At 31.7% G+C, this 17,113-nt stretch carries 11 protein-coding genes and 1 CRISPR repeat array (1 of these 12 running past the window's edge); of the genes, 9 read left to right on the top strand and 2 right to left on the bottom strand.

What is annotated here, in order from left to right:
• The first annotated feature begins 284 nt into the window (after positions 1 to 284).
• A complete protein-coding gene (locus A9CBEGH2_RS09170) occupies positions 285 to 860 on the top strand; it encodes an ATP-binding protein (RefSeq protein ID WP_118277587.1) in 576 nt (191 codons plus the stop codon).
• A 549-nt stretch (positions 861 to 1,409) separates the two neighbouring features.
• On the opposite strand, the gene A9CBEGH2_RS09165 is transcribed toward A9CBEGH2_RS09170, so the two are convergent.
• Together A9CBEGH2_RS09165 and A9CBEGH2_RS09160 are read right to left on the bottom strand one after the other, a co-directional pair.
• The gene (locus A9CBEGH2_RS09165; RefSeq protein WP_118277586.1) at positions 1,410 to 2,288 is read right to left on the bottom strand and encodes a nucleotidyl transferase AbiEii/AbiGii toxin family protein; all 879 of its coding nucleotides are present in this window, start codon (positions 2,286 to 2,288) and stop codon (positions 1,410 to 1,412) included.
• A 12-nt stretch (positions 2,289 to 2,300) separates the two neighbouring features.
• Complete coding sequence (locus tag A9CBEGH2_RS09160; RefSeq protein ID WP_118277585.1) at positions 2,301 to 2,894, bottom strand: type IV toxin-antitoxin system AbiEi family antitoxin domain-containing protein; 594 nt, start codon at positions 2,892 to 2,894, stop codon at positions 2,301 to 2,303.
• A 265-nt stretch (positions 2,895 to 3,159) separates the two neighbouring features.
• Here A9CBEGH2_RS09160 and A9CBEGH2_RS09155 point away from each other — a divergent pair, with 265 nt between their 5' ends.
• The 8 genes from A9CBEGH2_RS09155 to A9CBEGH2_RS09120 all read left to right on the top strand — a co-directional run bounded on the left by A9CBEGH2_RS09155 (position 3,160) and on the right by A9CBEGH2_RS09120 (position 16,777).
• A complete protein-coding gene (locus A9CBEGH2_RS09155; RefSeq protein ID WP_232057336.1) occupies positions 3,160 to 4,635 on the top strand; it encodes a TIGR02677 family protein in 1,476 nt (491 codons plus the stop codon).
• Entirely contained in the window at positions 4,632 to 5,762 is a 1,131-nt protein-coding gene (locus A9CBEGH2_RS09150) for a TIGR02678 family protein (RefSeq protein ID WP_118277583.1), read from the top strand. Before A9CBEGH2_RS09155 ends, A9CBEGH2_RS09150 begins: the two co-directional genes overlap by 4 nt.
• Complete coding sequence (locus A9CBEGH2_RS09145; protein ID WP_163104634.1) at positions 5,762 to 9,784, top strand: TIGR02680 family protein; 4,023 nt, start codon at positions 5,762 to 5,764, stop codon at positions 9,782 to 9,784. The genes A9CBEGH2_RS09150 and A9CBEGH2_RS09145 overlap by 1 nt, the downstream gene beginning before the upstream one ends.
• Positions 9,781 to 11,052 carry a TIGR02679 domain-containing protein gene (locus A9CBEGH2_RS09140; RefSeq protein ID WP_158572271.1) on the top strand — a complete coding sequence of 424 codons (1,272 nt, stop codon included), beginning with the start codon at positions 9,781 to 9,783 and terminating at the stop codon, positions 11,050 to 11,052. The genes A9CBEGH2_RS09145 and A9CBEGH2_RS09140 overlap by 4 nt, the downstream gene beginning before the upstream one ends.
• A gap of 210 nt (positions 11,053 to 11,262) precedes the next feature.
• Positions 11,263 to 14,601, top strand: a complete 3,339-nt coding sequence (cas9, locus tag A9CBEGH2_RS09135) for a type II CRISPR RNA-guided endonuclease Cas9 (RefSeq protein ID WP_163104632.1) — start codon at positions 11,263 to 11,265, stop codon at positions 14,599 to 14,601.
• A 100-nt stretch (positions 14,602 to 14,701) separates the two neighbouring features.
• Positions 14,702 to 15,595 (top strand): type II CRISPR-associated endonuclease Cas1, encoded by an 894-nt coding sequence (gene cas1, locus A9CBEGH2_RS09130; RefSeq protein ID WP_115716387.1) that lies wholly within the window; start codon positions 14,702 to 14,704, stop codon positions 15,593 to 15,595.
• On the top strand, positions 15,585 to 15,908 hold the full coding sequence (gene cas2, locus A9CBEGH2_RS09125; protein ID WP_115716388.1) for a CRISPR-associated endonuclease Cas2: 324 nt from the start codon (positions 15,585 to 15,587) through the stop codon (positions 15,906 to 15,908). The genes cas1 and cas2 overlap by 11 nt, the downstream gene beginning before the upstream one ends.
• On the top strand, positions 15,905 to 16,777 hold the full coding sequence (locus tag A9CBEGH2_RS09120; RefSeq protein ID WP_115716389.1) for a hypothetical protein: 873 nt from the start codon (positions 15,905 to 15,907) through the stop codon (positions 16,775 to 16,777). The genes cas2 and A9CBEGH2_RS09120 overlap by 4 nt, the downstream gene beginning before the upstream one ends.
• A gap of 55 nt (positions 16,778 to 16,832) precedes the next feature.
• Positions 16,833 to 17,113: direct repeats of the CRISPR family, unit length 36 nt; unit sequence GTTTTGTTACCATATGGATTTTTGCTAGAATGAAAC (it continues 613 nt past the right edge of the window).

The following is a 17,113-nucleotide window of genomic DNA, read 5'->3' as shown; positions in this document are numbered from 1 at the left end:
TAAACATCAAGTTTCTTTGATTAACATAAGTAAAAAAATTATGATTTATCAATAAGCAAAAGATGTAAAATAGTTCTTTACATATTTATAAAATGAGTATATATTTATACATGTTGTGGAAGGACTTGTGCGCCTTCCATTTTTTATTATATTGCATTGTTGTTAGATATATCAACTTAAGTAAAATGGTGAAACTCTATCTTTGAGGGATTTTCTTTAAGTAAGATGCTCGTAACACAATTTTGCATACAAAATAAATAAGACAGTGATGGTCCTATCCAGCCATTGCTATTACTGAAGCGATTTGTAACGCTATCGGGCATCGTGACTACAATATTAAAGGTACACAAATAGATGTAGATATTTATCAAGATAGAATTGAAATAGTATCTCCAGGAAGTTTTCTTCTAGAAGGACGAGCACAAGATTATGCAGATATTAGTAAGATTCCTTTCAAAAAAAGAAATGAGGCAATTGCTAATACACTTACAATTTGTGGATTAATGCAACGTTATGGCAGTGGCTTTGAAAAGATTCTTGAAGAATACAAACCATATGAAAAAGAATTTCAACCTAAAATCACATCGGAACAAAGTTGGTTTACAATTACATTAATGGATGTGGCTTATACAAATAAGGAAAGTCTTGTTAACTCAACGCTGCAATTACCAAAAATGCAAAATATTGTATATAACACAATCTTGGGTAAACCTGGCATCAATAAGCCGCAAATCTGTACGATTACAGATATAAGTGATGGAAGCGCTAAAAGTATTATTCGCGAATTAACAAAGAAACAGCTCATTCACTTTGTTGGTTCTCCTAAGAAAGATGGATATCATATTCTTTCTGAAAAATAATGATTTCATAAGATGGTCCATTAAATGGTCCAGTAAATTCTTTAATATAATAATGAAATTATCCATTAATTACAAATAAAGCTACTATTAATAGGTGTTCAATTAGAAACTTTGTTATCTTCATCTGCTAAGAGTGACTAATTTTTCAAAAGTTTATCAAAACAGAGTTAAACATATGAATGATTATATCAATGATTTGAAAAATGATATCATGAAATATGCTGATGTTTACTGCTTTTTTGATAGAATGAGTTTAGGTAATATTTTGACTCTTTTTATCTGTTTAGTTTATGGTTTGTAAGAAAAAATATGTAAATCTAGTCAAGGAATTAAGTATAGAAAAGCTCCGCGAATAATATCGTGGAGCTTCTTCCGCACTTAGTGCCATTTACGTTCATATTATATGTGAAGAAAATCAGAATATCAACATTTTTTAATTTGAGTTTCGGGATTTTTTAAAGAAAAGTTCAATATACCTATTAAAATGCAAAAATTTTTGTATTATAGAATTTCGTGTTTTTCTTCGTCGTACCAGTCATCGTTATATTTTTATATCTTTATCGATGTAGATTCATCAATATTCAGTTTATCTTCTACCATATCATGAATTTCTCTAAATATTTTAAACACATCTTTCAGCGTTATATCTTCAAATCCAAACTTTTCGCCATGTTTTTTAAATGAAGATTGAAAAGCAGTAGAATTCTGTAATTCTTCTAATATTTCTTCAAATTCATACAAGTTGTCTATGGTTCCTCTTTCCTCGGATACTTTTATAATCGTATCTGCGAGCAAGTTTTTATCTACTAGCTGAGAACTATCTTTCATAAGAAAATAGATATCATACAAATCGCGCATTCTTGAATTGAATTCTCCTCTATCTAGTGTCGTTTCATATTTTTCAGCTATGATATTTTCTAGCGGATAACTCAACAGCTTGATATCCTCTTCATTGAACATACTTGGTAATGTTGTTCTTATCGCATCTGGATAGATCAATGTATTATTCGAAACATCAATTTTTAAATTCAATGATATGTTATCTTTTCTTGCGTTGATAGAAACGATAAATCCAGCATTTTCGTCATCCTTTTGAGCCTGTTTTATATCAGCAAGTTCATATTCGAAAAAACTATCTGAAGGAGTCTTTAATACTTTTTTCACTATATTTTCCATTTCTGAGATATCATAGATTGTTGTCCTGCAAGTCACATCCAGATCTCTTGTAGTTCTTGTATCCATGCCTAAGAGAGTAGAAACGATAAATCCTCCTTTTAAAATCAGTCTATCTCCATATGGCGAACTGCCTATTTTTTTAGCAAATTCTTCCAGTATGAATCTTTGCTGCATGGAAGGTACATCTACACCTTTAAGTTTGGCTGATTTCTTTATCTCACTCTTCCAATTATCTGTATTTCTATATATCATATGTTCACCTCTTTATGGTTCCATGTGCATGTACACGATGTCTCTTATCTTATCCTGAATCCCCATCTTCTTTGCATATCTTGCCAGTTTTCTTAGGTTCTTATCTTTCCTTTGGAAATAGTTTTTTATAGCCTGAAGGTAAACCTGCAGCTCTATCTTTTTTTGATTTTTGACAATATCGCATATGGTTCTTTCCATGTCGTACACATTTAGTATATTTCCCCATGGATCTTTGATTTCCATTTTTCCAATATCCCATAATTCTTCTTTTACATAATATAGTTTCAGGTTTTCTTTTTCTCTAAGGTGATATCCAGAAATGGTTGTCGCAGTATAAACCATAGGATAGCGATCTACAAGATCATGCAGATATAAAGCTGTTTCATTGCTGTAGATCATTTTATTATTCATCTTTTGATAAATCTTCATCGTATCCGATGTATAGTCCTTGTGGCAGTAAATGCCTCTTTCCACCTTTTCAATGGTTCCATCTTTTTCTAATTCTTTGATGTGATATCTTCCAAGCCCAAGAGAAATCATATCAGAGTACAAAAGGATTCCATTTTCACTTTTTACATATAATTCAAATTCTTTTTTCGAATACACATGAACCACCTCGTATACATAACGTACATATATTATATCATATTTTTGTACGTTATGTATCTTTTGCTATATGCGAAGAAAATCAGAATATCAACAGTTTTTTAATTATATACGTAACAGAGCTTTTACACCAATCATTATGTAATCACAGTGGCAATTCTTTTTATTATTTATATATAGAAGAAATGCAGGTTAATGTTTTGTTTATATGCGATTTGCTGTATACTGTAAATAATAAGAGAATGCTGGAGGGATCATCTTGAAAATGAATGATAAGCTTATAAAGCCAATTCGAGAAGTAAATTATTTACGTGCGGATAATGTGGAACGATATCGTGTAATTATGCGATTTTTTTATGAAGAACATGAAAAGATTCATTACTGGCTTTATAAAGAAGATGTTTTTCAAATGATGAAGGAATTTTCTATGTTTCAAGAGTATACCATGGAACAGTGTCAAAATGATTTACAATCACTAAGTGAATGGGGAAATCTTACTGCTCATCAAGATACGACCAAAGTACAAACTGTACAGGAGTTTAAAAATAAACGATATCGCTATCAGTTAAGTGAATACAGTGTCGCAATTGAACGTTTAACAATAGAGCTGGAAAACTTAGAAGTAGAAGGGGCTTCCTTGCAGCCAACCTTACTGGAGCGTATTCGAAATCAAATAAGCGAAGCAAAACAAATCGTGAATAAAAGCGAAGAGGAAGTATATGGCTGGTGGCATAGCTTAAATGATGATTTTATTCGTTTAAATCAGAACTATCAGGATTATATTCGTACCTTAAACAGCGCAAAAGCGGAAGAGTTGATGAAGTCAAAAGAATTTCTTCTTTTTAAAGATAAACTGATTAATTATTTAAGAACATTTGTGAAGAACCTGCAAAATCATGGATTGGTTATTGAAAGTTTATTGAAAGATCTAAACAAAGAAGAAATTGCTTCTATTTTTGATAAAGTTGTTTCTTATGAAATGAAAATTCCTCGTCTTGGGAAACAGTTAAAGAAAGAAGATGTTTTGGAAAACTGCTATGGAAGATGGGAAAGTTTATACGATTGGTTTGCTGCGGAAAATGGGGAAAATGAAGTGGATCGCTTGTACCATATCACAAATGAAATCATACGTCGTATGACTCGCTATGCACTTCAGATTGGAGAGTTTCAAAATCAGGGAACAAATCGCAGGGAAGAATACCAGCATGTTGCCAATATTTTTTCCAAGTGCACCAATATACTGGAAGCTCATAAATTAAGTGCCATGATTTTTGGATGTGAAACAACACTTCATCTAAAACATATAGAACCAAGAGAAACAGACAGTATTCATAGCGGTGTTTATGAAGAAAAATCAGTTTCTTTATTACTAGAACCAAGAAGCAGAGTCATTCGAAAGAAAACTGTGCGGAAGCCAGCGGATGATTATTCACTTGAAAAGGAAATTCAAAAACAGGAAGTTATTCGCAAAGCGGAAGAGCGACAAAAGAAAATTGATGCTTTGATACATAATGGAAAGATTACATTTTCAACTTTACCGCTCGTTGATCAGGATATACGAAAGATATTATTGGGATGGATTTCCAGGGCAATGGCAGTTAAAACGCGTAAAGCGAAAACGGATCAGGGAAAAGAATATCATGTTGTATATGAAAAAGATGGGGAGTGTAGCGTATCTTTTGAAGATGGGAATTTAGTGATGCCTTGTTTTGAAATCGTATTTGAGGAGGATGGAGAATGAATTGTATCGAACAGCTTTTACAACAAAGATGGATCTTAAAAAAACAAAATCCTCAATTATATTATGAAATCAAAGATAATCAAAAAGAACTTCGTAAAAAACTGCAGGATCGCTTTGGCTATGTTCTTATTATCAATCCTTTACTGGCAAAGCTGGAAAAAATACCGGGTAAAGCAGAAGCATGGATGGGGATTCAGGAGTTTGAAACGATTCAGGAATACCAGATGTTTTGTTACCTGTTAATGTATCTGGAAGATAAAGAAATAGAAGAACAGTTTGTATTAAGTATGCTAAGTGAATATATACAGCTGCGATTTCCTCAGGGACAAGTTTCCTGGAATTCTTACCAATGCAGAAGACAGCTGATTCATGTACTTCAATATGCATTGAAATACAATTTAATACTTCAATCGGATGGAGATCAGGATGCTTTTTTGAAAAATGAAGAAAGTGAAGTTCTTTATGAAAATACAGGAAATTCAAGATATTTTATGCGTACTTTCGCAAGAGATATTCTTACGTTTCAAAATCCGGAAGATTTCATGCAAAGTGAATGGGTGGATATGGAAGAGGATCGAGGTATCGTAAGAAGACAGAGAAGCTATCGTCGTTTATTGTTGTCGTGTGGGGTGTATCCATCCCTAGATAAAGAAAAGGATGAAGATTATACATATATTCGTAATTATCGTGGAAAGATTGAGCAGGATTTTCGATCTATGTTTTCCTGTGATTTGCATGTACATTCTTCCAGTGCCTATTTAATGCTGGAGGAAGATTGTTCCATGGGGAAAATATTTCCGCAAAATGGAGCACTGCATGATTTGATGCTTGTTTTTCACAGCGAAATTCACAAAAAACTTTCAAAGTATACCCTTCGTTTAAGTGCGAATGAAGTGCTGATAATGGAAAAAGAAAAAACGCTGACATTGATGCATACGGTTGTGAAAAGAAATAGAGCACTTCTTCCGAAAAAATATCAGGAAGAAGCTCTGTCTGCACAGAAGCTTGTAGAAAACTTATATACCATGTTTTTATTGTATGGATTCATGGAGGAAGATGAAGAGAACTGTTATTTTTATCCAATCATCGGGAAAATACAGGGAGAATTTGTGGAGGTAAAGGAATAATGGAATTTGTAAGTAAATGGCATCCCAATCGTATGGGAATGGTTGATTTCTGGTATTATACAAATGAAGAATTTCACTTTGATCATGGACATATGCTTCTTAGAGGAAGCAATGGGAGTGGAAAATCCGTAACTATGCAAAGCTTTATTCCTTTGTTGCTGGATGGAAATAAAAGCAGTGAGCGTCTTGACCCTTTTGGAACCAGATCAAGAAAAATAGAAAATTATCTTTTGGAAGAAGAAGGGGGAAGAGATGATCGTATTGGTTATCTTTACCTGGAGTTTAAGCGAGAAGAAAGTGATACGTATAAAACCATTGGTATGGGATTACACGCAAGAAAAGGAAAACCTTTGGATACCTGGTATTTTGTTATTGAAGATAATCGAAGAATTGGTGTCGATATTCAGCTGATGCAAAATGATCTTGCAATCAGCAGACAATCTTTAAAAAATTTAATTCAGGAACAATTATACACTTCTCAAAAAGTATATTGTGAAAAGGTCAATCAGGCATTGTTTGGATTTGAAAGAATAGAAGAATATAAGGAAGCTATTGATTTGCTGCTGCAGCTTCGATCACCAAAACTTTCAAATTCGTTAAAACCTTCTATGTTAAATGAAATCTTAAATAATTCTTTACGTCCTTTAAGTGAAGAAGATCTTCGCCCAATGAGTGAAGCTATTTCCAACATGGATAATATCAAAGATCAATTAGATGCGTTAAAACAAAGCCGACAATCCGCAAATGCTATTTATCAGGTTTATGAACAATATGGAAAAGCCTTGCTGTATGAAAAACTGCACCTTTATCAAAATGCCTATAAAGAAGAAGAGATGCAGAAAAAGAAACAGGATAGTTTCTATAGAGAACAGGAAGAAAATAAAAAGATAAAAGAAGAATGTCTGGAAAAACAGAAAGATTATCAGCGAAAAATAGAACTGTTAAAGAAAGAGGAAGAAGATTTAAATGCCAGTGATCGTTTACGTCTGGTAAAAGAAGTGCAAGGTTTGGAAAAAGAATATGCACAGTTGAAAGAAGAGCTTCAAAGAAAACTGCAGGCTTTGGATAAAAAAGAAACACAATATCATGAAACCAAAAAAGATTATAAGAAACAAAAAGATGAATATGAAGTTTTGTGTATGCAAATTGATGAAAAGCTAAAGGAAATGGATGATTTGCAGGAAGAACTGCAGCTGGAAGAACATGATGCATTTCGATTGGAATTCCAGGAAGAAACAACGAAAGACTATGATTTTACCTATACTTTGCGCTTTGTGAAAGAAAAAGAAGAAAACTTACGTCAGGTAATTTTGAAGTTAAAAGAGTATACATCACAGAAAGAAGTGTTAGAACAGTTAATAGACAGCTGCCAGCAGCGAGAAGATGAAGTACAAAAACAACGATCTCTTGTTTCGAAATATGAGAGTTTATATGATGAAATGCTGGATGAATACCGAGAAGGTATGAATAGCTGGTATGCTTCTTTAAAACAGCTGCATATTGAAAAATCAGCATTAGAAGACATGCAGAAGTTCTTATCTGAATATGAAGAAAGAAAAACATTCCTGCCAATACAAAATATCATTCAGCAGGCTTTTCATATAGATAAGGAACAGCTGTCAACAACACGTATTCAACTTGAAAATGAACAAAGACTTGTTCAAAAAGAGCTGTTGCGTTTACATCAGGAAATAGAAGAATGGGAAAATAAAGAAGATCCTATGCCGTTTATAGAAGATGGACGTAAACAAAACAGAGCATTTTTAGATAAACAGGGGATTTCCTATCGTCCATTGTATACCTTATTAGAATTTGATGAGCAGGTAAATGAAGAGTTAAAAGGGCAGATAGAAGAATATTTACAGCGTAGTAGATTATTGAATGCACTTCTTGTACATAAAGATCAGAAGGAAACTATTCTAAAAAAAGAAATCGGTTCTTTTGATGATTATGTATTTACAGATAAAGAGGTTGAATACTTATCTTCATGGTATTTAAAAGGAAATACTTTACAAGAACTTTACCAGTCTTTATTTGCGTTTTTTGAAGAGCTGCATATTTCTGTCAATGGATTATCTTTTGATGAAGATGGATACCAGATGCATGCGATATATGGAACACTTGCGAAAGATAAACAGGTTGTATTTGTAGGAAAAAAAGCACGTGAACAGTATCGAAAAGATAAAATTGAAGAATTAAAAGCATTAAAAGAGGAACAGCAAAAAGAAGAAACGAGACTGAAAGATAAGATTGCGGATATTTTGGGAAAAGAAGAAATCCTGAAAGAAGAAAGTGCATCTTTTTTGACAGAAGATGATTTACAAAAAGCATTGTTGATGTGGAAAGAGGAAGAAGGACGTTTATCTTTGTTAGAACGTTCTTTAAATGAAGCGAAGAAGCGAGTAGAAGAGAAACAGGCAATGCTTCAAAAACTTTATTTGGATGTTCAAAAAATGGCATCTTCTTTTCCGGTAAAATTGCAGGTAGAAGCCTTTGAGGAATATCGTTCTTCTTTTGAAGATTATAAACAGTATTTGCAGGACATTTGTACGATGTATCCTTCTTCAAGAAAAGCTTTGGAAATGAAATTGTACCTTTCTGTAAAACTAAATGAATTAGAAGAAGATATCGACACTGTGAAATATGAGAAAGATCAACTGGATGAACAATCCATCTTAAAACAACAGCTTCTTGTACAAAAACAGCAGCAGCTAAAAGAACTTGGCGGTGATGATATCACGAAACGTTTACAGGAAATCAGTGATTTGCTGATTCGTCTTCCAAAAGAACAGCTGCAAAATGAAAGAAAGTTAGGAAGCTTGGAAGAAGCAGAAATAAAAATCAATGAAGAATTACGTCATTTAGAAGTGGACCTGCAGGAAAAAGAACAGACAACAGCATTGTATTTGGATATATTAAAAGAGCAGGTAGACAATGGATGCATTCGTATACCATTAGAAGAGTATGATGATTTGGTTGCTACGGTGATGCTTTATGAAAAGCAGAACCCAATTCAGAAAAAATCGGATACGTTAAAAGGAGATGTGCAGGGAGTTTTCTATGCACAGCGAGGCAGTCTTCAAGATTATCAGGTATCTTTTACGATGGATGATTTGTGGGAAGAAGTTGACGGCATTAGTTCCAGAATTCATTTAAAAGCAAAATTTCATGGAAAACAGCTGCCTTTTGAACAGTTGTTAGAACAGCTGGATACGGCGATAGAAACACAAAAACATTTATTAGAAGATTCTGATCGTCATTTATTTGAAGATATCCTGGTAAACATCATTAGTAAAAAAATTAGAATTCGTATTCAAGACAGCAAGCATTGGGTAGAAACGATGAATCGCTATATGAATGCGATGACAGACAGCAGCAGTGGACTTCGTTTAAGTCTGCAATGGAGAAATAAAAAGGCAGAATCTGAAGAAGAATTGGATACGAAGGAATTGGTAGAATTGCTGCAGAAGGATGTCGGTATGTTGAAGGAAAGCGATTTGAAAAAGTTGTCTACACATTTCCGTTCTCGTATTGAATCTGTACGTAGAGTTATGGATGAAGAAGATAATATGCAAAGCTTTCATCAGCTCATGCGTGTTGTTATGGATTATCGTCAGTGGTTTGAATTTAGAATTCTTGCCCAAAAAGCAAAGGATACGAAAAAAGAATTAACAAACCAGCTGTTCTTCTCATTTAGTGGGGGAGAAAAAGCAATGGCAATGTATGTACCATTATTCTCTGCAGTTGCCGCAAAATTTGAAAGTTCCAGAAAAGATGCACCACTTTTAATTGCTTTAGATGAAGCATTTGCAGGTGTAGATGATAAAAATATCAGTATTATGTTTGCATTGATAGAAAAATTCAATTTCGATTATATTATGAACTCTCAGGTACTTTGGGGAGATTATCCAACCGTACATCATTTAGCGATTTATGAATTGTTTAGACCAGACAATGCACGCTTTGTTACGGTTATTCCATATGAATGGGATGGAAAAGTAAAAAGGATGAAGATGGAATGAACATAGAACAAGAATTTTATTTGTTTCTAAAAGAAAGAAAAGGACTTCATCGCTTGTTTGATGCATGGATAACGCAATATGAACGTCTTGGTTATGCTGGGGGAAGTGTGGTAGTAGAAAATGTAAAACAGGAAGAAATGGAGGCAATTGGAACATTTCTTGGATGTGATTTACGAAAACAAAAACAGATCCACATTTATTGGAGACAAATGCAGAAAGCTATGGATAACAGCAGGTTTTCCACCTGTAATATAGAAGAAGTTTTTACGTTATGGAAAGGCAAACCGCTACGTAACAAAAAAGAAGAGCGTCGTAAAAAAGAAGAATTTGAAAATAAAATGATAGAAAAAGTTCTTGAAGAAACCAAAGATACCTATTTTCCTATGTGGTGGGAATTACAGAAAAAACAGTATCCAGAATTTTTTCATAAAGTAAAAAAATTGTTGTTGGAGGATAAGGAAACTTTATTGCTTTGTATACAGGCAATTGAACAGCTTCCTTATCTAACACACAATAAAAAGCCACTTGCTGTATTTGCGGCAGAAATCAGTAAAGATCCTCATTTCTTTGATAAAGGAATGTCTTATCAAATGCTGTATAAAGGGATTTGTTATCGTATGAAAAAAGAGGAGCCAAATACTTTGGAAGAAAAAAACAAACTGTTTTATGATGCAGGGTTGATTCGTGACGATATTTCTAATTACTGCATGCTTTGCCATATCAATGCGGAAATAGAAAATCAGGGGCATGCAGGCTGGAATGGTTTCTTTATGAACTATGAAACATGGAATGTATCTTTATGGAATTTATCACAGATTGATAAGATAAAGAAAGATATTAAAAAGGTGTATATACTGGAAAATCCTTCTGTTTATCGAATGCTTTGTGAGTATGGAAAAAAACATAATATCAATGATATTGGATTTCTATGCACAAGTGGGCAGTTAAATCTATGTGCATATATTTTACTGGATATGCTGGTGGATTCTAAGATACAGCTGTATTACAGCGGTGATTTTGATCCGGAAGGTATTCAGATTGCGGATAAGCTGAAACAAAGATACAAAGAAAATATAGTTCTTTGGCATTATGATGAACATGACTATAGGAAATGTATCAGTAATAAAACGATTTCAGAAAGAAGATTGATGATGCTGCGTAATATAAAGGATTTAAAACTTATACAAGTCAGTCAACGGATTGAACAGGAAAAAAGAAGTGGATATCAGGAAAAGCTGATAGATGTGTATAAGGAAGATATTTTATAAATAAGAAGATAATACGATAAAGAAATAAAGAAAACAAAAGCTCTGTTTTAACATTGAAATAGAGTTTTTTTCATTTATATGTGTTAAGTAATTATTTATAAAAATTGTAATTGTAATATTATGTATAAAAATGATTTGTGAATCTTGGTTTTCTACACTTCTGGCGATATAATAAAAGTAACTATTTATAACATAAAGGGAGGAAAAGTCATGAATTCTTATGTTTTAGGGCTTGATATCGGTATTACATCTGTTGGATATGGTGTTATTGATTTAAAGACTAATAATTTTGTGGATTATGGGGTACGATTGTTTAAAGAAGGTACAGCAGCAGAAAATGAAGCACGTCGTAGTGCAAGAGGACGACGTCGTTTACTATCACGAAGAAAAAATAGACTTGAGGATATGCGTAATTTACTAAAGAAATATCAGATTATTGATGAAAATTTTAAACCTTTATCAAATGTATATGAGCTTCGTAATAAAGGCTTAAGTACTTCTTTAACAAATGATGAATTGGCATCTGCTCTATTGCATCTTACAAAACATAGAGGAAGTGTATTGGATACTGTTGAAGATGATGAAGAAGCAGCAAAAGATAGTGAGAAAACAAAGGCAGTTCTTGGTACAAATGCAAAACTTTTAGCACAAGGAAGATATGTGTGTCAGCTACAGTTAGAACGATTACAATCAGAAGGTAAGGTTCGTGGTCATGCGAATAACTTTAAAACAACAGATTATATTGAAGAAGCAAATGAGATTTTAAAACATCAAAATATTGATGAAAAGTTAAAAGAGAAAATTATTGAAATTATACAGCGCAAACGTGCATACTATGAAGGACCAGGAAGTGAAAAATCTCCTACTCCATATGGAAGGTTTATTGAAGTCGATGGTCAAATTCAACAGATTGATTTAATTGAAAAAATGCGCGGGAAATGCAGTGTATATCCAAATGAATCTAGAGCACCTAAGATGTCTTTAAGTGCTGAACTATTTAACTTTTTAAATGATTTAAATAACTTAACTGTGGATGGTGAAAAACTCACTACAGAAGAAAAGAACCAAATTTTAAAAGTGGTTAGTCAAAAGGGATCAATTACTCTTAAACAAGTCGCAAAACTTTTAGAAGTAGAAGAAGATAGTTTTGCTGGATATCGAATCGATAAAAGTAATAAACCTTTGTTAACAGAATTTAAAGGCTATAAAAAAGTAAAGAAGATATTTAAAGAATGTGGAGAAGATATTTCTTTTCATGATTATGAAAAAATAGACTTTATTATTGAAATTATCACAAAACAAAAAGGGATGCAGGAAAGAAAAACCTCTCTAGAAAATTCAAAATATACATTTACTAATACCCTTTTAGATAAATTGGTTCTTATGAATGGAGTGTCTGGTTATCATGCGCTGTCTTTTAAAGCATTAAGAGAATTAAACAAGGAACTTTACATGACAGATATGAACCATATGCAGATTTTACATCAAATGAATTTGTTTGATAAAAATAGGATTTCTCATAAAGGGCGGAATAATATCATGGCAGATGAAACGGCAATTTTATCACCTGTCGCAAGACGTGCACAAAATGAGACTTTTAAGGTAATCAATGAGCTACGTAAAAAATATGGTGAATTTGATTCTATAGTAATAGAAATGACAAGGGATAAAAACTCTGTTGAACAGGCTAAAAAACAGAGAGAAAGTCAGAGATACTTTGAAGGATTAAATAAAGAAGTAAATCGTATTTTAGAAGAATATGGTTATGATGCGGATAAAGTAAATGGTAAAACGAAAACAAAACTTCGTTTATATATGGAACAGGATGGAAAAAGTGCCTATACTTTACAGCCATTAGATATACGACGAATTATTAGTGATCCTACATATACAGAAATAGATCATGTTATACCTGTATCTATTTCATTAGATGATTCTTTAAATAATAAAGTGTTGATTACACGTATGGAAAATCAATTAAAAGGACAAATGACACCAGTAGAAGCATATCAAAAAGGAAAATTTGTAGACACTGGATGTACTTTGGTAGAGTATATAGAAAGTGTGAAGAATAATAAGAAGTACAATAATAAGAAAAAAGGAAATTTGCTTTTTAAAGAAGACATTACAAAATTCAGTGTTATTCAGCAGTTTATCAACCGCAATTTAGTAGACACCAGCTATGCATGTCGTGTAGTGTTAAATACATTATCAGATTATTTTAAAGATAATGGAATTGACACCAAAGTACATACGGTAGTTGGAAAATTAACAAATAAATTACGTCAACAAATTCAATTAGAAAAAATAAGAGATGAAGATTATCTACATCATGCAGTTGATGCATTGATTGTCGCATCAATCAAGAAAATGGGCTTATTAAATAGTTATTTGATGAAATATACATTTGATAAACTTTATGATGAGATGACAGGAGAAGTAAAAGAAGTTCCAGAAGATAAGGCGTTCTTTGATGAAAAATATATTTCCTTTATTGTTAATTTAAAAACGTTATATATGCAAAGTAATCAATATTATCGTGGAATTTTAGAAAGAAAAGAAATGGTATATGCACCAATAAAAATTTCACATAAAATCAATACAAAACCTAACAGACAAGTTGCAGATGAAACAATTTATAGTACAAGAAATATTGATAATAAAGAAATGATTGTACAAAAATATAAAGATATTTATGAACCTAAATTTGATAAATTGACGAATGATATCCTTTCGGGTGTAACAGAGCAGAAATACTTAATGGCTAGAAATGATCCACAAACATTTGATATTCTGAAACAGATTATTATGCACCACTTTGATGAATTTAAAGATTCAAAAGAATACTATAAAAAAGAAGTTAAGAAAGGTGTAGTAACATATAAACTGGTTGGGGACAATCCTCTATATCTTTATAAAGAAGAATTTGGTCCTGTTAGAAAATGTTCTAAAAAAGGAAATGGACCTGTCATTACTTCGATGAAATATGTAGATGGGCAATTAGGAAGTCATATTGATATTTCTAAAAATTATGATGTCAAAAATAAGAAAATTATTTTAAAACAGGTAAGTCCTTATCGTACAGATATTTATTTATGCAGTGATGGAAAATATCGATTTGTAACAGTGCGGTATAAAGATGTATTCTATAAGAAAGAAAAGCAAAAATATGTAATTGATGCAAATTGGTATGCAGAAGAGAAAAAACGTAAAAAGATTGATGATAATGCGAAATTTATTTGCTCAATGCATAGAGATGAGTTGATTGGTATTGTTCGTAAAGAAGGAGATAAATATATTTACGATGAATCTACAGAACATGGGGGAGAAGTTAAGTATCATGATGGAATCCATTCGGAGATTTTAAAATTTACGGCAACGAATAACGATCAAAATGGAATAATAGAAGTAAAGCCTGTGTTTACATATTGTAAAAAGCAATTAAAACCTGCAATTTTAAATTGTGTTGAGGTTTCTAAATATGCAACCGATGTTTTGGGTAATCTCTATAAAGTAAAACAGAATATCTTGAAATTAGAGTTTGAATAGGGTATAATCTACTTGGTTATATTCTAGCAAAAATCTATATGACCTAACAAAACAAGGGTTTATCCCGGATTCGGCTCTTCGGAGCCTTTTCTTTTTGTCTATGGGTCATAGAGTTATTTATGTAGAAAAATGTGAACATTTGAAATTATACCTAGATAATCTCAAGGTAGAAATAAATGGTAATGACATTTTATTTCCTATTTCAGATATTCAAATATTAGTCATCGATAATTATAAATCCAACATGAGTGTTCCACTAATAAATAAACTTACAGAAAATAATGTATGTACGATTTTATGTGGAATTGATCATTTGCCAAAGAGTTATCTATTACCAATGAATGGACATTTTTCCTCTAGTGGAAATATTGAAAAGCAAATTCATTGGGAGAATGAGAAAAAAGATTATATACATCAAGAAATTGTTCGTTGTAAAATTCTGAATCAGATAGAAATACTAAAACAAAACGAGAAAAGTTTTGAGGTAATAAAGAAATTGTATGATTTTACAGATGATTTATTACCTGGTGATATAACAAATCGTGAAGGATTAGCTGCGAAAATGTACTTTAGAGAATTATATGGGGATAATTTCATCCGTTTTGACGAAGATGTTATTAATGCAGGATTAAATTATGGATACAGTATCTTTCGATCTTTAATTACATCCATCATTGTGGCGAAAGGTTATCTTCCTAATCTTGGAATTTTTCATAAAGGGAAACAAAATATGTTTAATTTAAGTGACGATATCATAGAAGTTTTTCGTCCAATTGTAGATAATTATGTTTATACAGAAATGAGAGAGGATCTATTTTTTAAAAAAGAGCATAAAGAAGCACTCATCCAGTTAACAAATAAAAGAGTTGTCATTGATGACAGAAAGCAAACAGTAGCCAATGCGATTAATGTGATGTTAGATTCTATTTTTCGATATTTCGATGATGTAGATACAAAATTGTTATTTCCTTTACCAATTCTCTATGATTTATGAATTTATGCGTTTGATTTTATTTTTTGACCTTCCAGTAACAACAAAAAAAGATAGAAAAACATATGCACAGTTTAGAAAGTATTTGATTCAAAATGGATATATGATGATGCAGTATTCCGTATACTGCAAAATATTTGCAAATCGAGAAGCAGCAGTGAAACATGTTGCTAATCTAGAAAAAAGTGTTCCTAAAAAAGGACAAATACGATTATTACTTGTTACGGAGAAACAATATGCGAAAATAGAAATTATTACTGGAGGAAAATCAATGCAGGAAACAATTTTGAATAGTGATTCATTTATTAAAATATGAATAAAATTACAATAGATAATGGAAGTAACAGTATTGATATCCAAATGGACCATAAGAAATATATCATTGGGAATAATATGCAGGAAAAAAGAAATCTGGAATTGATGATAAAACAGTTTTTTCAAAAAACAGAAAGTGAATATCGCTCTGAAAATAATTTAGAGGCAAAAATATTAATGGATGGTGAAGCAGTTAGTAATAAACGTATGCTTTTTTTAGAAATAAATCCCTATTATTCTCTAATTGAAGATTGTAAATTAAGCAGTAAATCATTAGTTTTAAAATATTTAGAAAAGAAACTACAGGACAAAATTTATTTTGACACAATTCGTACATTGGATATATTATTTCAATCTCTTGCAGAAGAAGCTAATGATGATAATTTGAAGATTGCTTTTCATGAAATGAATTTTAAGCAGCTTTTAAAAATCCTTGAAGCATATTTTAGTGATGATTTTCAAAAAGATGAATTTGATTTGAGTTATGAAGATGTTATTTTGTTTCAAATTCATTTGATAAATGAAATTATTGCTCATACAGAGGATAAAGATATGATTATTGTATCGGTAAATATTCCAATTATAACAGATACTATTATTGAAGAAATGAAAAGTACTGGACATAGTTTTTTCTTTATCTTCACGAACAATTATTGTGAAAAAATGAAACTTGATGAAGTTATATTATCAGAGGAAGAATTATATGATTTGGCAGATATAAATTCTATATTTTACGAAATAGAGGAAACATATAATGAAATACAGCAAGTGGAGGTATTAAAAGAAAATATGAAAAAGTTTGTGAAATTGAATTATACATATAAGGCATTCAATGTTATCGATGAACTGACACATTTTTCTAATAAGTAGCGAATCGAATAGGTAGTAATTCTCAAATTACATAAAATATGTTATGATATTTGAGGTTTTGTTACCATATGGATTTTTGCTAGAATGAAACAGTTCTATATCACTCAAGTTATCCCAAGATGTTTTGTTACCATATGGATTTTTGCTAGAATGAAACAGTTGTCGATAAAAGGCACATCACAGACCAGTTTTGTTACCATATGGATTTTTGCTAGAATGAAACGCAAAACCTCTTGAAAGCTATAAAATCAAGGTTTTGTTACCATATGGATTTTTGCTAGAATGAAACCGCATGAGCAAAGCAAACAAGCTACAGCTAGTTTTGTTACCATATGG

Origin of the sequence: Amedibacterium intestinale (assembly GCF_010537335.1) — a bacterium.
GTDB lineage: Bacteria > Bacillota_I > Bacilli_A > Erysipelotrichales > Erysipelotrichaceae > Amedibacterium > Amedibacterium intestinale.
This window is presented reverse-complemented; position numbering and strand designations above follow the sequence as displayed.